Source organism: Pseudomonas sp. BC42, assembly GCF_021560055.1.
GTDB lineage: Bacteria > Pseudomonadota > Gammaproteobacteria > Pseudomonadales > Pseudomonadaceae > Aquipseudomonas.
The window spans coordinates 2,207,992-2,230,525 of the sequence record NZ_CP091067.1 but is presented as its reverse complement, the minus strand read 5'-3'; the positions used below and the strand labels follow the sequence as shown (position 1 = coordinate 2,230,525).

Annotated in this window: 12 protein-coding genes; 3 read left to right on the top strand and 9 right to left on the bottom strand. The window is 67.7% G+C overall.

The window, feature by feature from the left end; genetic code table 11:
* Window positions 1-51: 51 nt before the first annotated feature.
* The 4 genes from L1O02_RS10370 to L1O02_RS10355 form a co-directional block, all read right to left on the bottom strand.
* Window positions 52-1,536: a PepSY-associated TM helix domain-containing protein gene (locus L1O02_RS10370; protein ID WP_108546287.1), complete on the bottom strand. Its 1,485-nt coding sequence runs from the start codon at window positions 1,534-1,536 to the stop codon at window positions 52-54.
* Window positions 1,537-1,605: 69 nt separating this feature from the next.
* Window positions 1,606-3,774, bottom strand: a complete 2,169-nt coding sequence (locus tag L1O02_RS10365) for a TonB-dependent receptor (RefSeq protein WP_108546286.1) — start codon at window positions 3,772-3,774, stop codon at window positions 1,606-1,608.
* A 115-nt stretch (window positions 3,775-3,889) separates the two neighbouring features.
* Window positions 3,890-4,276, bottom strand: coding sequence for a DUF2946 domain-containing protein (locus L1O02_RS10360; RefSeq protein ID WP_060840257.1), 387 nt, complete (start codon window positions 4,274-4,276; stop codon window positions 3,890-3,892).
* An 856-nt stretch (window positions 4,277-5,132) separates the two neighbouring features.
* Window positions 5,133-5,528, bottom strand: coding sequence for a hypothetical protein (locus L1O02_RS10355; RefSeq protein ID WP_060844178.1), 396 nt, complete (start codon window positions 5,526-5,528; stop codon window positions 5,133-5,135).
* A 730-nt stretch (window positions 5,529-6,258) separates the two neighbouring features.
* Here L1O02_RS10355 and L1O02_RS10350 point away from each other — a divergent pair.
* Window positions 6,259-14,949: a glycoside hydrolase family 94 protein gene (locus L1O02_RS10350; protein WP_235759823.1), complete on the top strand. Its 8,691-nt coding sequence runs from the start codon at window positions 6,259-6,261 to the stop codon at window positions 14,947-14,949.
* A gap of 68 nt (window positions 14,950-15,017) precedes the next feature.
* The gene (locus L1O02_RS10345; RefSeq protein ID WP_108546284.1) at window positions 15,018-15,755 is read left to right on the top strand and encodes a Crp/Fnr family transcriptional regulator; all 738 of its coding nucleotides are present in this window, start codon (window positions 15,018-15,020) and stop codon (window positions 15,753-15,755) included.
* A gap of 32 nt (window positions 15,756-15,787) precedes the next feature.
* Here L1O02_RS10345 and L1O02_RS10340 read toward each other — a convergent pair whose 3' ends face one another.
* The 3 genes from L1O02_RS10340 to L1O02_RS10330 form a co-directional block, all read right to left on the bottom strand.
* Window positions 15,788-16,699 carry a universal stress protein gene (locus tag L1O02_RS10340; RefSeq protein WP_060840260.1) on the bottom strand — a complete coding sequence of 304 codons (912 nt, stop codon included), beginning with the start codon at window positions 16,697-16,699 and terminating at the stop codon, window positions 15,788-15,790.
* Window positions 16,700-16,788: 89 nt separating this feature from the next.
* Window positions 16,789-17,862 (bottom strand): NAD(P)-dependent alcohol dehydrogenase, encoded by a 1,074-nt coding sequence (locus L1O02_RS10335; protein WP_060840261.1) that lies wholly within the window; start codon window positions 17,860-17,862, stop codon window positions 16,789-16,791.
* A gap of 132 nt (window positions 17,863-17,994) precedes the next feature.
* Window positions 17,995-19,128 carry an MFS transporter gene (locus L1O02_RS10330; RefSeq protein WP_235759822.1) on the bottom strand — a complete coding sequence of 378 codons (1,134 nt, stop codon included), beginning with the start codon at window positions 19,126-19,128 and terminating at the stop codon, window positions 17,995-17,997.
* Window positions 19,129-19,225: 97 nt separating this feature from the next.
* On the opposite strand from L1O02_RS10330, the gene L1O02_RS10325 reads away from it, so the two are divergent.
* Entirely contained in the window at window positions 19,226-19,990 is a 765-nt protein-coding gene (locus L1O02_RS10325) for a helix-turn-helix transcriptional regulator (RefSeq protein WP_060840263.1), read from the top strand.
* 150 nt (window positions 19,991-20,140) lie between these two features.
* On the opposite strand, the gene L1O02_RS10320 is transcribed toward L1O02_RS10325, so the two are convergent.
* Window positions 20,141-21,583: a mechanosensitive ion channel family protein gene (locus L1O02_RS10320; protein ID WP_108546282.1), complete on the bottom strand. Its 1,443-nt coding sequence runs from the start codon at window positions 21,581-21,583 to the stop codon at window positions 20,141-20,143.
* 248 nt (window positions 21,584-21,831) lie between these two features.
* Complete coding sequence (ycaC, locus tag L1O02_RS10315) at window positions 21,832-22,458, bottom strand: isochorismate family cysteine hydrolase YcaC (RefSeq protein WP_060840265.1); 627 nt, start codon at window positions 22,456-22,458, stop codon at window positions 21,832-21,834.
* Between the last annotated feature and the right edge of the window lie 76 nt (window positions 22,459-22,534).

Here is a 22,534-nt window from a genome sequence, read left to right as displayed (position 1 = left end):
ATCTGGAATGCAGCCCAGACACGGGAGCCCGCCAGGACCCAGCCCCTGCACCTACCCCCTGCCCCGCTTCAACGAACGTCCCAGGCGTCGCCAGCCCAGCACCACGCCGCTGACACTGATCAGCAAACCTCCGGCGCTGAACAGGAGCATCCATACATCCCACAACGGCCGGTTGGCCAGCAGGGGCAGCCAGTCCCAGCTGTGCAACAGGGCGAACAGCCAGCGCGAGGCGCGACGCGGCTGGTCCAGTTGGCTGACCACCGCGCCAGTGTGCAGGTCCAGGTGCAGCCAGGTCTGGGCCGGGTCGTCGAAGCGCACCCGCAGCACCGGCAGGCGCTGCTGCAGATGCCCCATCATGCTGTGGGGCTCGCGGGCGTAGTAATAGAAGTCGTAGGCCGCCAGTTGCTGGACGATCATCGGCCGTTCGGGGCGGATGGCCCAGGCCGCCTGCTGCAAGGTGCCCGGGCTGAACTGGCGCAGGACCTGCCCATCGGCCATGGCCAGAATCCGTGTGCGCCCGGCGCCGTCGTAGCCGATGACGTACCCCTTGCCGCCGATCATCCGCCACTCCAGCTCCCGGGCCCGCAGGCCGTCGTCGGCAAAGCGTTGCAGGGCCTGGCTCGCGCTCAGGGGAAAGGCCGCCGGGTGCAGCGGTGCGCCCTGATAGGCGGCCAGCGACAAGGGCTGGGCGCTGCTGAAGATCTGCCACGGGTTCATCGACATCAGGCCGCTGAAAATCCAGGTGATGGCCAGCACCCCGAACAGCAGCCCGCCCAGGTGATGCCAGCGGGCAAAGCCCTGGTACGGCGAGCGCGAGCCGTTGCGATAGGTGCGGGTGAAGCGCCAGCGCAGCAGGCCCACGGCCAGGCCGAGCACGGTCATCAGGGTCGCGGCCAGGGACAGGTAGGTCACGATCGGCCCCCAGGCGCCATCGATGCCGATGCCCCGCAGCGGGTACAGCCAGTGCAGCCAGGCCCCGATCCAGTTCCAGCCGCGCTCGGTGGCGGTGGCGTCGCGCACCACCTCGCCGGTGCTGCCCGAGACATACAACAGGCGGCGCTCGGCATCAGCGGTGGCCACCCGGTACAAGGGCCGGTCGGCGTCCAGGGCCCGGGACTGGCTCCACATGTCGCCCTGTACCGCGCCGCGATCGCGCACCGCTACGCCCGGTGCGAACTGCCGGGCTGCCGCCAGGGCCTCGACCCGGTCAGTGGGCAACGCCTGCAGGCCGCTGTCGACCTCGATCGCCACCTTGCGCGGCCCCGGGTATTCGAGGATGTAACGGGGTGCGCCGGCCACCGTGGTCAGGCGGATGCTCGACGGCGCCTGCTCGGGATCGGCGGCGTGCAGCACCTGCTCCAGGTCGACCCGCTCCCGCTCCAGGACCAGCACCGGCAAATGCGCCAGACGCTCGGCGGGGGTCAGTTTGGGGTAGCCGACATACAGCATCACCACCCCGGAGACGAACCACAGGGCCATGAACAGGCAGGCGACAATGCCCAGCCAACGGTGCCAGAGGTACAGATAACGCTTCATCGCAGGCATCTCACAGAACAGCCATTTCACAGAGGCGCGGGGCGCTGTCAGGCGCCCCGCTGGCTCAGGTTAAAAGCGCGTTTGCAGCGCCAGCTCGAAGGTTCTTGGTGCACCCAGGTACAACTGGGTCGGCCCCGTGGTGCGGGCATAGACCTGATCGGTGAGGTTGCGCACCCGGCCGGTGATCCGCGTATCGGCATTGAGCTGGTAGCCGACAAAGGTGCCGAAGATCGTGTAGGCCGGCGCATAGCGGGTGTTGGCCGCGTTGGCGTACACCGACGACACGTAGCGCGCATCCGTGCCCACCTGCCAGGACGGGGCCAGGTCGTAGGTCAGCCACAGGTTGGCCACCTTGTCCGGGGTATTGGTGGGGCTGTTGCCCTTGCGCGACACCGGCCGGCCGCCGACGTTTTCATAGAACTCGTCGTACCGAGCATCGACATAGGCCAGGTTGCCTTCGGCCAACAGCTTGGGGGTCACCCGCAACGAAGTCGCCAGCTCCACCCCGCGGGACGATTGCTGGCCCACCGGCTGGCTGCTGCCGGGGTTGCCCGGGTCGGCGGTGGACAGGTTCTTGCGTTCGATGCGGTAGGCAGCCAGGGTCGCCGAGCCACGGCCGTCGAGGAAGTCCAGCTTGCTGCCGATCTCCCACTGGTTGCCGGTGCTGAGATCAAAGTCGCGCACCTGCCCATAGCTGGCGGTGGTGAGGATCCCGGCGGGCGGGTCGGCAGCGGTGCTGTATTGCACGTAGACGTTGGCCGCCGGGGTCAACTCGTACACCAGCCCCAGGCGCCCGGTGGTGGGCCGGTATTTGCGCTGGAAGAACGCCGGGTTGGCTTCGGTGACGGCGCGGTAGTTGGTCACTTGCAGATCGATCTGGTCATGGCGCAGGCCGCTGAGCAGGGACAGGCGATCGGTCAGTTGCAGGCGGTTTTCCAGGAACAGCGCCCAGGTGTCCACCTGGTTGCGGCGGTTCTTTTCGAAACCGCGCCGCATGCCCGGCAGGTCCCAGAAACTGCCCGGGTCGAAGTCGCCCGGAGCAACGCCGGGCAGCGAGCCCGACACCGAGCGCGGGTAGTTGCTCATCACGTTGTGGCTGTAGTCGAGGCCCGCCGACCACTGGCTGTCCAGACCGAACAGCGTGTTGTGGTGCAGCAGTTCGAAGCGATTGCCATTGAGCTCCTGGGCGTGACGCTGGAGCAGGATGCCGGAGCGCACCACCTGACTGTTGTCACTGTTGTAGGCGTAGTTTTCCAGGTTGCGGTATTCGCGATCGGCGTTGTAGTGGTACAGGGTGTTGCGCAGCGACGTGCGCTCGTCGACCTGATAATCGATGATCGAGCGCAGCCACTGCACCCGCTGCTCATAGCGGCCGTCGCTGACGTTGTAGTTCTCGAAGCGCCGACTCTTGTCCACCTCCATCTTGCCCCCCAGCGGGTTCAGCGCCGGGGTGCCCCAGTAAGGGCTGTCGACGCTTTCGTTCTGGTACTCGTAGGCCAGGGTGTGGGACAGCTGGTCGTTGAAATCCGTCAACAGGGAAAACGCCGTGGTCCAGGCATCGCGCTGCTCGCGGTCGACATAACCGTTGCTGGTGGTGTGGCTGACATCGAATCGCGCGTAGTGCCGCGGCCCGGCGCCGTCGTTCAGCGCATGGTTGAAACCGAAGGAAGTTTCGCGGCTGTCGAAGGAGCCATAGCTGACCCGCCCTTCATTGAACGACTCGGTGCGCGAAGGCAGCTTGGTGATGTAGTTGATCGAACCGCCCACCGCGCCGGTGCCATAAAGGAAGCTCGACGGCCCGCCCACCGCCTCGACCCGGTCATAGATCCAGCTGTCCACCGGACGCGCGGCAATGGAGTCGTATTGCACGCTGATGCCGTTGAACAACTGGGTGATCTGCGGCCCGGAGAAGCCGCGGTAGGAGACGAACCCCGGGATGCCCGGCGATGCCGCGGCGTTCATCCCCGGCACGCTGGCCAGTATGTCCTGGGTGTTGGCAGCGCCGCGCTGCTCGATCTGCTGGCGGTTGACCACATTGACCGACGCCGGGGTTTCCCGCGGGGTCAGGCCCAGGCGCGAGCCGGTGCTGGTCTGGGTATCCAGTTGCAGGCCGGGTTGAGGCAACTCGTCGGCGCTGATGCGCATCTGCGGCAATTGCAGCGGAGCATCGGCCAGGGCATTGAACGACAGCGCACAGCACAGCGCCGCGCAACTGGAGGAGCGATAAGGGAACGTCATGGACTCGGACTCGAAAAAATCATCGAACAGCCCCCGGCCGCCGTCGCCATCGCGACCGCAGGAAAGTACCAGGGGATGAAAATGACGCGACGGCCAGGGCCGTCGCGCAGCAGCGCTAGGCGCTCAGAGGGGGAGCCCGAGGATTGAGTGACGGCCAGGAATAACGCGGTGGTGCCTTGCTGCGCTGCTCGACCCGGACTCGCGCCTGACGCCGCCCCAGCAGCAGCCAGGCCAGGCAGAACAGCAGCCCCAGGCCCAGGCTCACCGCCGAGCACAGGGGACAGACAAAGGCGCCCATGGCGCCGGGGGCGGTCTTGTCGCTGGGGCCTTCATCCAGGGTCGAGGCCGATTCGCCCAGGGCGTGACAGAACTGCCCGCCCACGCCGATGATTTCCAGCGCCGCCATCTGTCCATGACCCAGACCGCAGACGAACACGTTGAACAGCACGCAGAAATACAGCGTCCAGGCAATGTGAGGGCGATGTGAGGGGGCTTGGGTCATGGCGGCAAGATTAACAGTGAAAAAAGCACTGGAAAATCACCAAAGCATGGCGAGCAAAACTCAGGACGCCGCCAGCGGTGAGGTTGTGGCGAGCTTTATAGCCGAAGCCCCAAGGGCCGAGGATCGGACCAGAACTAAAGTGCGGGCGCTTGGTTTTCGCAGCGGGTTGAAGATGCAGGCAGATCAAGCGCGACGGCGGCCTTGCGGCCGGTCCGCCGCTGAAGCGGTGTCTCCCTCCGTAGGAGCTGGCTTGCCAGCGAAGGCGTCAGCCCAAACGACGCACGCCTTGCGGGCCTCTTCGCCGGCAAGCCGGCTCCTACAGCGGGTGTGCGGCAGTTGGTCCTCCGTAGGAGCTGGCTTGCCAGCGAAGGCGTCAGCCCAGACGACGCACGCCTTGCGGGCCTCTTCGCCGGCAAGCCGGCTCCTACAGCGGGTGTGCGGCAGCTGGTCCTCCGTAGGAGCTGGCTTGCCAGCGAAGGCATCAGCCCAGACGACGCACGCCTTGCGGGCCTCTTCGCCGGCAAGCCGGCTCCTACAGTGGGGGTGCGGCAGTTGGTCCTCCGTAGGAGCTGGCTTGCCAGCGAAGGCGTCAGCCCAGACGACGCATGCCTTGCGGGCCTCTTCGCCGGCAAGCCGGCTCCTACAGTGGGGGTGCGGCAGTTGGTCCTCCGTAGGAGCTGGCTTGCCAGCGAAGGCATCAGCCCAGACGACGCACGCCTTGCGGGCCTCTTCGCCGGCAAGCCGGCTCCTACAGTGGGTGTGCGGCAGTTGGTCCTCCGTAGGAGCTGGCTTGCCAGCGAAGGCGTCGGCCCAGACGACGCATGCCTTGCGGGCCTCTTCGCCGGCAAGCCGGCTCCTACAAGCGGCCGGTTTCTTCCGAGATCGCGTGCTCCAGAGCGCCTCGCGGGCGGGCGTCCAGCAACGCCTCCACCACCGCCCGGGCCATCTCCACGGAATGCACCATGGACCAGATCAGCCCACGCTCGATGCCACTGCCCTGCTGGGTGATTTCATCGCAGACCTCCTCGGCGCATTTGAGCAACAACGCCACATGCACCAATGCCTCTTCAGCACTGACGCCTGGACGCACGCTGAACAGCGAGTCGGGGGTAACGGCTTTGGCCTGGGTGTTGCGCTGGAACAGCGCCGGGTCCTGTGGTTGCCGGGCCAGAGCCACGCGCAGGGTGGCGTTGGCGGCCTTGAGTTGGGGATCGCGATAGGACGTGGGGGGATCGGGGACAATCTTTTTCATGGTCAAACTCCGATATGAAACTCATGGGAGCCGCCACCGTTCGCTTGCACACGAATAAGGTGGCAGCCGTACGCAGGTGTGCAAGACCGGGCATATCGGAACCCAGCAGACTCGAAAGTCTCCCACGCACGGCTGCCATAACGCAGAAACGAAGGGCAAGAAAGCCCGGAAACTGCTTTTGACAACGATGCGCCGACATGACCGGACTTGCACATCCGAGCCATCGATTGGGCGATGGCTCCAGCACCCTAGCCCGCTCACCTGGCGCATTCAAGCGGCCGGCAGTTTCTCGGATTTGCCTTACAAAAGAAAGCGAATCGGCGTAGTTCCAAGCACCTTTCAGCACTCTCTGAAACAGCCACGGCTCTGTGGCGAGGCTGTTTGTTCCCCCGGGTTAGCCTGTCAGCAACCTGCCCGCTCACCATCGCGCCGCCCTGTCTTCGTATCAGCGCTGTACCTGATTTACCGCGCCGACTGGCCGGGCGATGCTCGCCCGTTCGCAGCCTTCGGCAATGCCTACAGGCAGGCACACCCCATCCAGCCAAAAGGCAGATCGTGCGCCTATGTGCCCCAGCGCACAGACACCCTCCCCCCTGCCCGCCATCGTCAAGGTTGCAGCTTTTTGCCTGAAACGTTCGTCGCGACGGTGCATCGATTTGACCGTACGCCCCGCTCCCGGCCCTCCCTCGCACCCCGTGCCGAGGGACGGCTCTGTTATGCCAAGGAAAACATGGACAGTCATTGGACCCACGCATTCCTGAGGTTCTGGCAGATGCCCGCCGCCAGATACGGCCAATGGAAGGCCTCGCGCAACAGCGTCGAATACCAGGCGCCGCTGCGCTCGGAACTGTTCAGCAGTGAGCAGATGGCCAGCCACGGCACCCTGCTGGCGCAACAGCACCGCCTGAGTCGCAGTCGCAACCCGGACTGGCTGCTGGCACGCCTGGCGGACAACGCCGGCGCCCTGGCCAGTTGCTGCAAGAGCCTGACCGCCGCCACCGGCAACTCGCCCCGGGCCACCCCCGCCGCCGAGTGGCTGCTGGACAACTACTACCTGCTGGAAGAGCAGATCCGCATCACCCGCACCCACCTGCCCCGGGGCTACAGCCGGCAGTTGCCGCGCCTGGCCAACGGTCAGTCGGCGGGCCTGCCCCGGGTCTACGACATTGCCCTGGAAACCATTTCCCACGGCGACGGCCGGGTCGACAGCGAAAGCCTGGGGCGTTTCGTCGACAGCTACCAGAGCGTCACCCCGCTGATGCTCGGCGAGCTGTGGGCGATCCCGATCATGCTGCGCCTGGCCCTGATCGAAAACCTGCGCCGGGTGGCCTTCCGGGTCATGGCCAACTGGAGCGAGCGCAATCTGGCCAACGACTGGGCCGACCGCCTGATGGAAACCGCCGAGCAGGACGCCAAGAGCGTGGTGCTGGCGGTGGCCGACATGGCCCGCTCGGCGCCGCCCATGAGTGCCGCCTTCGTCGCCGAACTGGCGCGCCGCCTGCAAGGGCAGAACGCCGCCCTGGTGCTGCCCCTGGCCTGGATCGAGCAACTGCTGGGAGAAACCGGGCTGAACATCGAGCGCCTGGTGCAGCTCGACGCCCAGCAGCAGGCCGCCGACCAGGTGTCCATCAGCAACAGCATTTCCAGCCTGCGCCTGCTCTCGGCCAGCAACTGGCGCGAGTTCGTCGAGCTGATGAGCCGGGTCGAACAGGAACTGCAGGAGGACCCGGCCAAGGTCTACCGGCGCATGGATTTCGCCACCCGCGACCATTACCGGCATGTGCTCGAACGCCTGGCCCGCCACTGTCCCCTGAGCGAACAGCAGGTGGCCCGGCAGTGCATCGAACTGGCCCGGGCCCACTACCGCGCCGAAGCTCCGGAAGCCGTGGCCGGCCATGTCGGGCATTACCTGATCGGCGCCGGACGCCGCACGCTTGAACAACAGATCCAGGCTCGGGTGCCCCTGGCCGAACGGGGCCGGCGCCTGCTGACCCAGGCGCCCCTGGGCTTTTTCCTGGGGCCGGTGATGCTGCTCTCGGCGCTGTTCGCCTGGCCGTTTCTCGACGCCCTGTACCAGGAGGCCGCCCCCGGCCACTACTGGCTGGCTCTGTGGGCCGTGCCGGCGTTGCTGCTCTCCAGCCGCCTGGCCATCGGCCTGATCAACGGCCTGGTGACCCTGACCGTGGCCCCGGGCATTCTGCCGCGTCTGGACTACAGCGAAGGCATCGACCCTCGCGCCCGGACCCTGGTGGCCGTGCCCTGCCTGTTCGGCAGCACGGCGGATGTCGAAGAGCTGGTGGAAGGCCTGGAAGTGCGCTTTCTGGCCAACCGCGATGCCCAGCTGTACTTCGCCCTGCTCAGCGACTTTCTCGACGCCCCCAGCGAAACCCAGGACGGCGACGCTGCCTTGCTGGCGCTGGCCCGACAAGGCATCGAGGCGCTGAACCTGAAGTACCCCGAAGAGGCGGTGGATCGCTTCTACCTGCTGCACCGGCCACGCCTGTGGAACCCCGGCGAACACTGCTGGATGGGCCACGAACGCAAGCGCGGCAAGCTCGAAGACCTCAACGCCCTGCTGCGGGGCCGTGGCCACGAGCGTTTCCTGCTGATCGTCGGCGATATCCAGGCGCTGCCCGAGATCACCTACGTGATCACCCTGGACAGCGACACCCAACTGCCCCGGGACGTGGCCCAGCAATGCGTGGGCGCCATGGACCACCCGCTGAACCGCCCGCAGACCGACCCGCTCAGCGGGCGCATCGTCAGTGGCTACGGGATTCTCCAGCCACGGGTCGGCATCAGCCTGTCGAGCACCGCGCGCAGCGCCTATTCCCGGCTGTTCGCCAGCGACGCCGGGATCGACCCCTATACCCGCGCGGTGTCGGACGTCTACCAGGACCTGTTTCAGGAAGGCTCCTTCGTCGGCAAGGGCATCTATGCCCTGGACACCTTCGAGCAGACCCTGGGCGGGCGCTTCGCCGACAACCGGATCCTCAGCCACGACCTGATCGAGGGCTGCTATGCCCGCTCCGGCCTGCTCAGCGATGTGCAGCTGTTCGAAGAGTACCCGGCGCGCTACAGCGCCGACGTCAAGCGCCGCCAGCGCTGGATCCGTGGCGACTGGCAACTGCTGCCCTGGCTCCTGCCCTGGTCGCCCAGGGCCGGCGGCGGCCTGGAAAGCAATCGCCTGAGCCCCCTGGCGCGCTGGAAGATCCTCGACAACCTGCGCCGCAGCCTGGAGCCCCTGGCCCTGCTGAGCATGCTGCTGTGGGGCTGGCTGGGCTCCACCCAGCCCCTGGCCTGGACCCTGGCGGTGCTGATTGTGCTGCTGGTGCTGCCGCTGTCGGCGGCCTTGCGCGAGCTGCTGCACAACACCCCGGAAGTGCCGTTGCTGCAACAACTGAACGCGGCCCTGAGCAGCGCCGGCCAGCACCTGTCCCGGGCCCTGCTGCCCCTGGCCTGGCTGCCCTATGAGGCCGCCTACAGCCTGGATGCCATGGCCCGCGCGCTGTGGCGCATGGGCATCAGCAAACGGCACCGCCTGCAATGGCAGCCCTCGCGGGAAGCCGAGCGCGGCCCGGACGACAGCCTGCTGCAGCTGTACCGGCGAATGTGGGTCGGTCCGCTGCTGGCGCTGTTGCTGACGGGGCTGCTGTGGCCGCGGCTGCAACTGCTGATGGCCGCGCCCCTGCTCCTGGCCTGGCTGGCCGGGCCGGCCCTGGCCTGGTGGCTGAGCCGCCCCGCAAGCCCGGTGGCCTTCGTCCCCAGCGCCGGCCAGCGGCGTTTTCTGCAGAGCCTGGCCCGCCGCACCTGGGGCTTCTTCGACCAGTACGTCGGCCCCGAGGACAACTGGCTGGCCCCGGACAACCTGCAGGAACAGCCCCAGCGCCGCATCGCCCATCGCACCTCGCCGACCAACCTCGGGCTGGCCCTGCTGGCGCACCTGACGGCCCACGACTTCGGCTACCTGAGCAGCCGCCGGCTGCTGCAGCGCCTGGAGCAGATGCTGGCCAGCATGGGTCGCCTGGAACGCTACCGCGGGCACTTCTACAACTGGTACGACACCCAGAGCCTGCAACCTCTGCCGCCGCGCTATGTGTCCACCGTGGACAGCGGCAACCTGGCGGGCCTGCTGCTGACCCTGCGCCCCGGCCTGCAGGCGCTGGTGGACAACCCGCCGCACCTGCCGCAGATCGCCAACGGTCTGCTGGACAGCCTCGACGTGTTCCAGGACGCCCTCACCGCGGCCGGCCAGGACACCACGCCGGTGCTGCGCTGGCGCCTGGAAACCCGCGCCGTGCAGGAGCACCTGAGCCTGCACGCGGACGTCGCCCCGGATGCCTTGCTCGGGCTGCTGCAACGGATTGCCCAAGGCGCGGCCCAGGCCCCGGGTCAGAGCGCGGACGATGTCGACTACTGGCGCGCGGCACTGGCCGCGCAATGCCAGGACCTGCATGACGAACTGCAATGGCGCTGCCTGCCGCCCATGGCCGACGGCCGCCGCTTCGGCACCCTGGGCTGGCGCCAGTTGGCGCAACTGGCCCCGGAAGACTGGCCGCCGCTGCACCGCGAGCGCATCAACGCGGTGCGCGAACTGGCGCTGGAACGCGTCACCTGCGCCGACCGCCTGCAGGACAGCGTGGCCAGCATGGCGCAGATGGATTTCGGCTTTCTCTACGACACCCGGCGCCATTTGCTGGTGATCGGCTACAACGCCGAAGAGCACCGCCTGGATGCCGGCTACTACGACCTCTTGGCCTCGGAGGTGCGCCTGACCCACTTTGTCGCCATCGCCCAGGGACAGCTGCCCCAGGAAAGCTGGTTCGCCCTCGGCCGCCTGCTCACCAGCAGCGCCGGAACCCCGGTGCTGCTGTCCTGGACCGGCTCGATGTTCGAGTACCTGATGCCGATGCTGGTGATGCCCAGCTACCAGGGCACCCTGCTGGACCAGACCTGCCGCGCCGCGGTGGCCCTGCAGATCGAGTACGGCCAGCAACAGGGCCTGCCCTGGGGCGTGTCCGAGTCGGGCTACAACACCCTCGACAGCCAGTTCAACTACCAGTACCGGGCGTTCGGCGTGCCGGGCCTGGGACTCAAGCGCGGCCTCGGCGCGGAACGGGTGGTGGCGCCCTACGCCAGCGTCCTGGCGCTGATGGTGGCGCCCCAGGCGGCCTGCCAGAACCTGCAACGCCTGGCCCAGCTGGGGCTGGCGGGACGCTTCGGCCTGTATGAAGCCGTGGACTACACCGAGTCGCGCCTGCCCCGGGGCCAGGATCACGCCGTGGTGCAGTCGTTCATGGCCCACCACCAGGGCATGAGCCTGCTGGCCCTGGCCTGGTTGCTGCTGGAGCAGCCCATGCAACGGCGCTTCGAATCCGATCCGCAGTTCCAGGCCATCGCCCTGCTGCTGCAGGAACGGGTGCCGAAAACCGCCGCCCAGTACCTGCACGCCGCCGGAGCACCTGCGGCCGACGAAGCGGCCCGGGCCCACGAGAACAAACTGCGGGTGTTCGCCGACCCGGACCGCAAGCGCCCGGCGGTGCAACTGCTGTCCAACGGTCATTACCACGTCATGCTCAGCAGCGCCGGTGGTGGCTACAGCCGCTGCAACGAGCTGGCGGTGACCCGCTGGCACGAAGACCCGACCCGGGATCACTGGGGCCAGTTCTGCTACCTGCGGGACGTGGCCAGCGGCGACTTCTGGTCCGCCGCCTACCAGCCGACCCGCCGCCGGCCGCAGGGTTTCGAGGCGATCTTCACCGATGCCCGGGCCGAATTCCGGGTGCGCGAGCGGGACTTCGACAGCCACACGGAAATCGTCGTGTCCCCCGAGGACCCCATCGAGCTGCGCCGCCTGCACCTGTGCAACCGGGCCCGGGTACGGCGCAGCATCGAGCTCACCAGCTACGCCGAAGTGGTCCTGGCCACGGCCCAGAGCGACGCGTCCCACCCGGCCTTCAGCAACCTGTTCATCGAGACCGAACTGCTGCCGGAGTTGCAGGCCATTGTCTGCAGCCGCCGACCGCGTTCCCAGGAACAGCCGGTGCCGTGGCTGTGCCACCTGCTGGCGGCCCACGGTGTGGACATCGACGCTATTTCCTATGAAACCGACCGCGCGCGCTTCATCGGCCGAGGCCGCGATCTGGCCGCGCCCCTGGCCCTGGACCCACAGGTCGAACGGCTGTCGGGCAGCGCCGGACCGGTGCTCGACCCGATCGTGGCGATCCGCTGCCGGATCACCCTCGAACCCGGCCAGAGCGCCACCATCGATCTGGTGACCGGGGTCGCCGACAGCCGCGAACAGTGCCTGCAACTGATCCACAAATACCGCGACCGGCACCTGGCGGACCGGGTCTTCGACCTGGCCTGGACCCACAGCCAGGTGTTGCTGCGCCAGCTCAACGCGTCCCTGGCCGAAGCCCGGCTGTACCAGCAGATGGCCGCCTCGCTGCTGTACGCCAACGCCAGCCTGCGCGCCGACAGCAGCCTGCTGCTGGGCAACCGCCGCAGCCAGTCCGGGCTCTGGGGCCAGGGCATTTCCGGCGACCTGCCGATCGTCCTGCTGCAGGTGGGCGATCTGGCCAACATCGCCCTGGTGCAGCAACTGATCAAGGCCCACGCCTACTGGCGCCAAAAAGGCCTGGCTGTGGACCTGGTGATCTGGAACGAGGATCAGGTCGGTTACCGCCAGCAACTCCAGGACCTGATCATGGGCCTGGTGACCTCCGGCAGCGAAGCCAGCCTGATCGACCGCCCGGGGGGCATTTTCGTGCGCCCGGCCCAGCAGTTGTCCGGCGAAGACCGCGTGCTGATGCTGGCGGTGGCGCGCCTGGTGATCAGCGACAGCCGCGGCAGCCTCGCCGAGCAGGTCCACCGGCGCCGCGCCGATCCCTCGCTGCCACGCCTGGAGGCGCCCCTGGTGCGCCTGCCGCAACCGGCCGGCAGTGCCCCGGCAGCCGCGCAACCGGAACTGATTCTGCAAACGCCCTACGGCGGTTTCAGCAGCGACGGCCGCGAGTACCTGATCACCCTCAACCCCGGGCAGCCGACCCCGGCGCCCTGGGCCAACGTCCTGGCCAACCCGCTGTTCGGCACGGTGATCTCGGAAAGCGGCGGCGCCTACAGCTGGCGCGAAAACGCCCACGAATACCGCCTCAGCCCCTGGCACGACGACCCGGTCAGCGACCCCAGCGGCGAAGCCCTGTACCTGCGCGACGAAGACAGCGGCCAGGTCTGGTCACCGACCCCGCAGCCGTGCCCCGGCAGCGGCAGCTATCGCACCCGCCACGGTTTCGGCTACAGCGTGTTCGAGCACGAGGAGAACGGCATCCACAGCGAGCTGACGGTGTATGTCGCGGTGGACGCGCCGATCAAGTTCTCGCGGCTGAAGATCGGCAACCGCAGCGGCCGGCCACGGCGCCTGACGGTCACCAGCTACGTGGAATGGGTGCTGGGGGAATTGCGCGGCCGCTCGGCCATGCACGTGGTCACTGAAAGTGATCCGGTCAGTGGCGCGCTGTTCGCCCGCAACCCTTACAACATGGAGTTCTCCGGGCATGTGGCGTTTCTCGACACCGACTCGGCGGTGCGCAGTTTTACCGGCGACCGCAGCGAGTTCATCGGCCGCAACGGCAGCCTCGCGGCACCGGCGGCCTTGACCCGGGAGCGCCTGTCCGGGCGTTCCGGCGCCGGTTTCGATCCGTGCGCGGCGATGCAGGTGGCGATGGAGCTGGCCGACGGCCAGAGCCAGGAAGTGCTGTTCCGCCTGGGGGCCGAAACCGACGCCAAGGCAGCGACCCGCCGGGTCCTGCAATACCGCGGCAGCCAGATGGCCCAGAGCGAGCTGGCGGCGGTGCACCGGCACTGGCGACGCAGCCTGGACTGCATCCAGGTGCGCACCCCGGAACCGGCGATCGACGTCATGGCCAACGGCTGGCTGATGTACCAGACCATCGCCTGCCGCTTCTGGGCGCGCAGCGGTTTCTACCAGTCCGGTGGCGCCATCGGCTTTCGCGACCAGTTGCAGGACAGCATGGCGATGATCCACGCCGAGCCGGCCCTGGCCCGGGAACACCTGCTGCTGTGCGCGGCCCATCAATACCCCGAGGGCGACGTTCAGCACTGGTGGCACCCGCCGCAGAATCGCGGGGTGCGCACCGGCTGCTCCGACGACTTCCTCTGGCTGCCCCTGGCCACCAGCCGCTACGTGCAGATCACCGGCGATCGCAGCGTGCTGAAGGTCGAGGTGGGTTACCTGGAAGGTCGCCTGCTCAATCCCGGAGAAGAGTCCTACTACGACCTGCCGCAAACCTGCGGGCTGCGGGAAAGCCTTTACCAGCACTGCCGGCGAGCCATCGAGCACGGCAGCCGGCGCGGCGTCCACGGGCTGCCGCTGATGGGCACCGGCGACTGGAACGACGGCATGAACCGGGTCGGCGAGCGCGACCTGGGGGAAAGCGTGTGGCTGGGGTTCTTCAGCCATCAGGTGCTGCAGCGTTTCGCCGTCACCGCCGAACAGCACGACGATCCGGACTTCGCCCGGACCTGCCGCGAGCAGGCCCTGGCCTTGCGCACGGCCCTCGACAGCCAGGCCTGGGACGGACAGTGGTATCGCCGGGCCTGGTTCGACGACGGTCAGGCCCTGGGCAGCGCCGACAATCAGGAATGCCGCATCGACTCCATCGCCCAGAGCTGGTCGGTACTGTCGGCCGCCGCCAGTGACGCCCGCCAGCGCCAGGCCATGGAATCCCTGGACCGGCACCTGGTGCGTCGCGACAGCGGCGTGGTGTTGCTGCTGGACCCACCGTTCGCCCACAGCCCGCTGGACCCGGGCTATATCAAGGGCTACGTGCCCGGTGTGCGGGAGAACGGCGGGCAATACACCCACGCGGCCATCTGGGCCTGCATGGCCTTCGCCCGCCTGGGGGACAGCGCCCGGGCCTGGGAGCTGCTGCGCATGATCAATCCGGCAAGCCGACGCAGCGCCGAGCAGGTGGCCACCTACCGGGTCGAGCCTTATGTGATGGCCGCCGACGTCTATGGCGTGGCGCCCCACACCGGGCGTGGCGGCTGGAGCTGGTACACCGGCTCGGCGGGCTGGATGTACCGGCTGATCGTCGAGTCGCTGCTGGGGCTGCGCCGCGAAGGCCAGCAGCTGTACATCGAACCGGTGATCCCGGCCCACTGGCCGGGCTACAGCCTGGACTACCGGTTTGGCGAAACCCTGTACCAGATCGAGGTGCGGCAGAACCCCGGGGCCATCCTCAGCCTGAGCCTGGACGGCCGGCCGCTGCCGGGGCTGGCCATCGCGCTGCTGGACGACGGCCGGGCGCACCGGGTGTTGCTGACCTGGCCCGCCAGCGCCGCGCCGCCACAGGCCGGGCATTCCCTGACAGCGGCCGTCAGCGAGCCGGCGCCATGACAGACAGCGGGCCAGGCCCTGGACTACCCTGAGTGAGCGCTGACGCCTTGCCATCCGGTGGTTCTGAGATGTTCGACAACCTTGGGCTCGGGCCCAACCACTTGCTCAATGCACTGCCGGCCGTGGTGCAGGAGCGCCTGCTGCCCCATCTCAAGCCGGTGGCCCTGAGCCTGGGCCAGGTGCTCTACGAATCCGGGGATATCCCGCGTCATGTGTACTTCCCCACCGACGCGGTGGTGTCGCTGCTGTACCTGATGGAAAACGGCGCCTCGGCGGAAATCGCCGTGGTGGGCAACGAAGGGCTGGTGGGGGTGTCCCTGGTCATGGGCGGCGAAAGCACCACCAGCCGGGCCATCGTGCAGAGTGCCGGGCACGCCTTGCGCCTGCCCGGGCAGCGCCTCAAGGACGAGTTCAACCGCCACGGCGAGATGCTCCTGCTGATGCTGCGCTACACCCAGTCGCTGATCACCCAGATGGCCCAGACCGCGGTGTGCAACCGCCACCACTCCATCGATCAGCAACTGTGCCGCTGGCTGCTGCTGTCCCTGGACCGCCTGCCGGGCAACCAGTTGGTGATGACCCAGGAGCTGATCGCCAACATGCTCGGGGTGCGCCGCGAAGGAGTCACCGAGGCCGCCGGCAAACTGCAGCGCCAGGGCATCATCGAGTACAGCCGCGGACGCATCAATGTCCTCGACCGGCCACGCCTGGAACAGCACAGCTGCGAGTGCTACGCGGTGGTGCGCAAGGAAACCGCGCGCCTGCTGCCGTACCTGCCGGGCAGCCAGGGCGACGAGCCGGGCTGAGGCTCGCCGCAGGCGGGGTCAAGGCGGGGATTTCAGCTCGGGCTCAGCGCCTTCACCGCCAGGATGCTGCCCGGCATCGAGTACAGGGCGCGCTCGGTGGTGCTGCCGATCAAGCGGCCAAAGCCGGTGCGGTGCACGGTGCCCATGACCACCACGTCCACCAGGTACTCGTCGACGAACTGGGCGATGCCCGGCACCGGCGGGCCCATGATGAAGTGGCGAAATTCCTGGGGCACGTTGTACTGATCGCCCAGGCGTTCGAACTCCTTGTGCAGGGAGTCGCGCAGCTCGTCCAGGCAGTTGACGCTCCAGGCGGTGGACGCCACCGGCGCCACGCCGTCGAGCATCGGCATCAGGTCGTAGGCATACAGCAGGTGCAGCTGGGCATCGCATTGCAGGGCCAGGGCGTTGGCGGTCTGGATGATCAGAGCGTTGAGGCCGCTGATCTGGGTGTCGGACTGGGCCGGGTCGACGGCGGCGACGATGCGCCGGGGCAGTTTGTGCGGCGCCTCGTTGACCAGGTGCACCGGCACCGGCGCCTCGCGCAGCAGGTGGCAGTCCAGCGGGGTGACGAAGACTCGCTTGAGGGCCGATTCCAGGGTCACGTCCTTGATCAACAGGTCGGGCCGGAACTCGTCGATGTAGGCCAGCATGTCCTTGAGCACCTGGGTGCTCCAGATCACCTGGGTGGTGACCTCGACGCCCTGCTCGCGCATCCATTCGGCCTCCACTTGCAACCAGCGCTCATGGCGTTGCAGGTAGGCCTGGCGTTCGCTGTCTTCCAGGTGTTCTTCCCACAGGTAGGTGCGCGCCGGCGGTTCGACGAACACCAGGGCATGCAGCGCTGCGCCACTGGCCTGGGCCAGGGCGGCGGCGCGACGAGCCGCGGGGGATTGGTGCTGCTGGGGGTCGGCAATCAGCAACAGGCGCTGGTACTGGCTCATGGTGAACCTCCTTGGACGGTGATGGCCGAAGTGTCGAGGCAGACGGGCCCGGGCGCCTTGATATGCATCAAGGTCACCCGGTGCGCGGGTCATGGCGTGATGGCGATCTTCATCACACCGTCGCGCTGGCTGGCGAACAGCTCGTAGGCGGCTTCGATGTCATCGAGCTTGAAGCGGTGGGTGACCAGCGGCTTGAGGTCCACCTGGCCACTGGCAACCACCTCCATCAGCCGGCGCATGCGCTCCTTGCCGCCGGGGCACAGGGTGCTGAGGATGCTCAGGTCGCCGAGGCCGGCGGCGTAGGCATCCAGGGGGATGCGCAGGTCGCTGGAGTAGACCCCCAGGCTCGACAGCTTGCCCCCCGGACGCAGCACCCGCAGCGCCGATTCGAAGGTGCCCTGGGTGCCCAGGGCCTCGATCGACACATCGACCCCGCGGCCGTCGGTCAGCTCCATGATCTGCTTGACCACGTCGCCCTGCTTGAAGTCCACCACGTGGGTGGCGCCCAGCCCGCGCGCCACGCTCATGCGCGCGGCCACGGTGTCGACGCCGATGATGGTGGTGGCGCCCTTGAGTCGGGCCCCGGCCACCGCGCACAGGCCGATGGGCCCCAGGGCGAACACCGCCACGCTGTCGCCGATATTGACCTCGGCGCGCTCGGCGCCGGAGAAACCGGTGGACATGATGTCCGGGCACATCAGCACTTCTTCGTCGCTCAGGCCGTCGGGGATCGGGCACAGGTTGGCCAGGGCGTCCGGCACCCGCACGTATTCGGCCTGGCAGCCGTCGATGGTGTTGCCGAACTTCCAGCCGCCGGTGGCACGAAAGCCATGGCGGGTGTCCGGGCCGTCCTGGGAGCCGCAGCCACACAGGCAGGCATAGCTCTGGCCACTGGGGGTGATGGCCCCGGCGATCACCCGCTGGCCCTCATGGAAACCGCGGACCTGGGAACCCAGGCGCTCGATCACGCCCACCGGTTCGTGACCGATGGTCAGGCCCTTGGCCACCGGGTATTCGCCGCGCAGGATGTGCACGTCGGTGCCGCAGATCGTGGTGGTGGTGATGCGCACCAGGGCGTCCAGCGGACCGATTTCGGGGATGTCCTTGTCGTCCAGCACGATGCGGTTCTTTTCGACGAAAATCGCTGCTTTCATCTTGGCCATGTTCAAGTCCTCCAGTACCGGGAAAGGTTCTGCGTGGCTGCGCAAATCTGCTGACAGGCTGCGCGGATCGTGCCGACGGGGGCTTGATCATGATCAAGCAATTGGCCATTGGCCCGCTCGCGGCCGGCCGTGTCAGCCACGCCCGGCGGCGCGCCACCAGGCCAGCATCAAGGCCGCGGCGGCACACAGGGCCAGGCTCGCAGCCAGGGCCTGGGCCCAGGCCACCAGCAGCAGGCCGACCCCAATCAGCAGGTAGTAAAGTAGTCCGAACCAGGCCCCGGCGCTGCCCAGCCGGTCGCTGTAGGCGGCCAGCGCCGAGCCGAGGATGTTCGGTATCGCCAGGCCGAAGCCGAGCACCACGCCGAACATCGGCAGCACCAGCCACAGGCTGTGCTGCAAGGCCTGGACCCCGCCCGCGCCCAGCAAAACACCGAGCGCCGCCGCCACCAGCAAGCGCCGCGCGGACCAGCCCCGGGCCAGCAAGCGCCGGTTGAGCCAGGCCCCCAGGCCCGACCCCAGGGCCAGCAGCGCGCCGCTGTAGCCGAACCACTGCTCGCCCTGCCCCAGCTCGCGGAACAGGAACGGCCCGAGGCTGTAGTAGCTGAGCAAGGCAATGTTGAACACCGCCACCAGCAGCGCCGAACGCCAGATGCCCGGATCGCCGAGCATCTGCCACAGGGTCGCGACCAGGGGCGCCAGGGGCTGGGCCGGCGGGCGGGTTTCCGGCAAGGCCAGGGCGCACCAGCCAAGCAGGGCCAGGGCCAGCAGCAGCAAGCCGACCAGGGCGCCCCGGTAACCCCAGGCCTGCACCAGGGCGGAACCGCTGAACAGGCCAATCGCCGGGCTCGCCGCCAGCAGCATGCCCACCAGGGAAAACACCCGCACCAGCTCGCTGCCGCGATACCGGTCGCGCAGCAGGGTCTGGGTCACCACCGAGCCCGCCGCCGCGCCCAGGGCCGCCAGGGCCTGGCACAGCAACAGCGCGCTGAAGCTCTGCACCTGCAGCTCCATGACCAGGGCCAGGACATACAGCCCCAGCCCCCCCAGCAAGGCCGGGCGCCGGCCCCAGCGATCGCTCAGGCGCCCCCACAGCAGCACCCCCGGGGCAAAGCCCAGGACAAACAGTGAAAGGCTCTGGGCCGCTTGCCCGGGGGCCACGCCAAAGGCCTGGCCGATATCGCCCAGGGCCGGGCTGTAGAGGGTCTGGGCGATCTGCGGGAACATCAGCAGGGCCAGGGCCAGGGGCAACAGGCAACGGTTATTCATCAGGCAGGGCTCGGCAAAAAAACTGCCGACGATTCTAGGCAGCGGCGCCTGGCGTATTATCGCAACCCTGCCAACAACTATCGGAAATACGTCAACCATGGCTTGGCTCGAACCACAGGCACAGTTCGACCCGGATCGCTTCAGCGCGCCGCTGATCGGCATCGCCGCGACCCTCGGCGATCACGACTCCGGCCTGCACCGGCACCGCCGCGGGCAACTGCTGTACACCCGCCAGGGCTGCACCCGGATCACCCTGGCCGACCGCGTGTGCCTGCTGCCGCCGTCGCGGGCGGCGTGGATTCCCGCCGGGGTAACGCACCGTGCACAAATGCAGCAGAGCGTGGACTACCGCTCGCTGTACTTCTGCCCGGAGCTGAGCCCGCAACTGCCCGGGGAGGTGGCGGTGATCGAGGTCAGCCCGCTGCTTCGGGCAGTGCTGGAACCCATGGCCCAGGCCGCCTTCGACTGCGACTGGAGCCAGGGCCGCTACCCGCACCTGCTGGGCCTGTGCATCGAGGAAATCCGCCTGGCCCTGCGCCAGCCGCTGTCCTTGCCCCTGCCCCGGGACAAGCGCCTGCAACCGCTGCTGGCGGACCTGCAGTCACTGCCGCCGCCCTTGCAGGTGCTGGCCACCCGAGTCGGCGCCAGCAGCCGCACCATCGGCCGGATCTTCCAGCGCGAAACCGGCCTGAGCTATCAGCAATGGCGCCAACAGTGGCGCCTGATGCGCGCCATCGAGCTGCTGGCCACCGGCCGCAGCATCGGCTACACCGCGTTCGAGCTGGGCTTTGCCAGCGACAGCATCTTCATCGCCTTCTTCAAGGCCATGACCGGCACCACGCCGCGGGCGTATTTCCGCTAAGGGGGTAAGGCTGTTCACCTAAGCGGCAGCACGAAGCATTTCGCAGGCAGGGGGGCTTGTTGAGGTGACAAGGCCTGTTGCGGCAATGCTTTGCCAAGGGGGCTTTGCCCGGCCTCGCTGGCCGGGCCGAGGTTTGCTATCGCCGGTGCCTCAGGTGCGGCTGCGCAGCCATTGCAGAAAGCCTTTCTTGGCCACCGGCTTGGGGGTCGCCTGGGCCAGGGTCTGCGCCATGTGCCGGCGAAAATCCAGAAGGTTCTTCATCGCCTCGCTGATGTCATGGCGCGCGTCCAGGCACGGCTTGAGGAACTCATTGTCGATGCGGTACAGGCTGCAGAAGGTCTTGGCCGAAAACTCGGCGATCGTGGCCTGCTCGGCCACCACCCCGGCTTCGCCAATCACTTCCCCCGGCCCCATGCGCCCGGCCTCGAAGGGCTTGCCGTCACGCTGCATGGTCACCGTCACCACGCCGGACTCGATGATGAACAGGTGGTCGCTGACGTCCCCGGCGGCCAGGATGGTTTCGCCCGCGCGGAAGGTCTGCAGGTGCATGTTCTGGCTGAAGGTGTCCTTTTCCTCCTGGCGCAGCGTGGAAAAGATGCTCGACGCGTCCAGCAGTGCCCGGGGCCGCGACAAGGTCAGCGGCTGGCTGCTCTCGCCACTGGACAGCAGGCTGATGCCGCTGGCCTGCAGATGGCGGAAAGCCAGGTCGAACAGTTGGTTCCGCACCTCGCGCTTGTGCCCCATGCTGGCGACAAAAGCACTGATCTCGTATTCCGCGCCCGTGCTGCTGGTGCTTTTCATCGCCACGCTGGCAGCCGGCGTGTTCAACAGCAGGCGACAGCCGAGGGTGGCCCGCTCCAGGGCCTCGATGACCTTCTGCGGCCGCGCGTGGGGGCTGACCTGCACGCTCACCGACAGACCGTGGACGTCCACCGGCCGGCTGAAGTTGGTGATCTTGGCCTTGGACGCCAGGGAGTTGGGAATCACCACCATGCTGCCCTGGGAGGTCTGCAACCGGGTGGCGCGCCAATCAATATCCAGCACCCGCCCTTCGGTGCCATCGATGGCGATCCAGTCATCGATCTGATAGGGCTTGGTGGTGTTGAGAACGATCCCGGAAAACAGATCGCTGAGGGTGCTCTGCAGCGCCAGGCCGACGATGATCGCCAAGGCGCCGGAGGTGGCCAGCACCCCCTTGACCGGCAGCTCCAGCACATAGGCCAGGGCGGCGATGATGGCGATCAGGAAGATCACCGCGCCCATCAGGTCCTGCAACAGGCGCCCGGTATGCCCGACCCGCTGCATCATCAGGGTGCCCAGCAGCACCGTCAGGGTCCGTGCGCCGAACAGCCACCAGCCGATTTCCAGGCCGGTGGCGGCCAGGTGCAGGGGCACGTCGTCGGGCCAGGGCGCGGCCTGCATCGGGTTCATGCCCTGGTTGAACAGCATCAGGCTGTAGAGGGAGAAGATCAGCACCCGCACCGCCAGCTTCCAGTAGTCGCCGCGGCTGCCGATCAGGCGCCAGAGCAACACATCCAGGAACAGCAGGAACAGCGCGGCCAACAACGGATGATCGCTGAACAGGGAAGACATCGAAGCACTCCGGCAAGACGGGGACGGCAAGATCGCACGAAAGCAGCAGGAGCAGGTATAGCTGGAAAAGTCGCCGATCGAAGAGGGCCAGGGCGCTGCGGAGCACGCACAGGGCCCTGGGGCCCCGGGCGCGGCCGGTGGCAGCGGCCGTTGCCATGAATCGGTGCAGCCACTGCCGGGGCGCCGAGCGAGCGCTGCACGCTCTTCAAGCGCGTGTCGCAGCCTGCGGCAGTGGCTACAGGGGGCGCTTACTTGCCTTGGGTCAGGGTGTTGTAGCTGGTCATCAGGTTGCGGTAGTCGGGGATGTGGTTGGAGAACAGGGTCGCCAGGCCCTCGACATCATTGCGCCAGTCACGGTGCAGTTCGCAGGCCAGGCCGAACCAGGTCATCAGTTGCGCGCCGGCGTTGGACATGCGGTTCCAGGCCGAGTCGCGAGTCAGGGCGTTGAAGGTGCCGGAAGCGTCGGTGACCACGAACACTTCAAAGCCTTCCTCCAGGGCCGAGAGCGCCGGGAACGCCACGCAGACCTCGGTGACCACCCCGGCGATGATCAGTTGCTTCTTGCCGGTGGCCTTGATTGCCTTGACGAAGTCCTCGTTGTCCCAGGCATTGATCTGGCCGGGTCGGGCGATGTAGGGCGCATCGGGAAACAGCGCCTTGAGCTCCGGCACCAGCGGGCCGTTGGGGCCGGTTTCGAAACTGGTGGTGAGGATGGTCGGCAGCTTGAAGTACTTGGCCAGGTCGGCCAGGGCCAGCACGTTGTTCTTGAAACGATCGGGCTCGATATCGCGGACCAGCGACAGCAGGCCGGCCTGGTGATCCACCAGCAGCACGGCGGCGTTTTCCTTGTCGAGACGTTTGTAGGCGTTAGTCATGGTGAGTCCTCGCTAATGATCGATGCCGGATCAACCGGCTGGAATGAAACCCGTGCTGCGCGCCCTCCGGGTCATG

Excerpts from the sequence above, each read along its gene's own strand:
- L1O02_RS10370 (WP_108546287.1), bottom strand. The coding sequence starts at position 1,536 with ATGAAGCGTTATCTGTACCTCTGGCACCGTTGGCTGGGCATTGTCGCC.
- L1O02_RS10365 (WP_108546286.1), bottom strand. The coding sequence starts at position 3,774 with ATGACGTTCCCTTATCGCTCCTCCAGTTGCGCGGCGCTGTGCTGTGCG.
- L1O02_RS10360 (WP_060840257.1), bottom strand. The coding sequence starts at position 4,276 with ATGACCCAAGCCCCCTCACATCGCCCTCACATTGCCTGGACGCTGTAT.
- L1O02_RS10355 (WP_060844178.1), bottom strand. The coding sequence starts at position 5,528 with ATGAAAAAGATTGTCCCCGATCCCCCCACGTCCTATCGCGATCCCCAA.
- L1O02_RS10350 (WP_235759823.1), top strand. The coding sequence starts at position 6,259 with ATGGACAGTCATTGGACCCACGCATTCCTGAGGTTCTGGCAGATGCCC.
- L1O02_RS10345 (WP_108546284.1), top strand. The coding sequence starts at position 15,018 with ATGTTCGACAACCTTGGGCTCGGGCCCAACCACTTGCTCAATGCACTG.
- L1O02_RS10340 (WP_060840260.1), bottom strand. The coding sequence starts at position 16,699 with ATGAGCCAGTACCAGCGCCTGTTGCTGATTGCCGACCCCCAGCAGCAC.
- L1O02_RS10335 (WP_060840261.1), bottom strand. The coding sequence starts at position 17,862 with ATGGCCAAGATGAAAGCAGCGATTTTCGTCGAAAAGAACCGCATCGTG.
- L1O02_RS10330 (WP_235759822.1), bottom strand. The coding sequence starts at position 19,128 with ATGAATAACCGTTGCCTGTTGCCCCTGGCCCTGGCCCTGCTGATGTTC.
- L1O02_RS10325 (WP_060840263.1), top strand. The coding sequence starts at position 19,226 with ATGGCTTGGCTCGAACCACAGGCACAGTTCGACCCGGATCGCTTCAGC.
- L1O02_RS10320 (WP_108546282.1), bottom strand. The coding sequence starts at position 21,583 with ATGTCTTCCCTGTTCAGCGATCATCCGTTGTTGGCCGCGCTGTTCCTG.
- ycaC (WP_060840265.1), bottom strand. The coding sequence starts at position 22,458 with ATGACTAACGCCTACAAACGTCTCGACAAGGAAAACGCCGCCGTGCTG.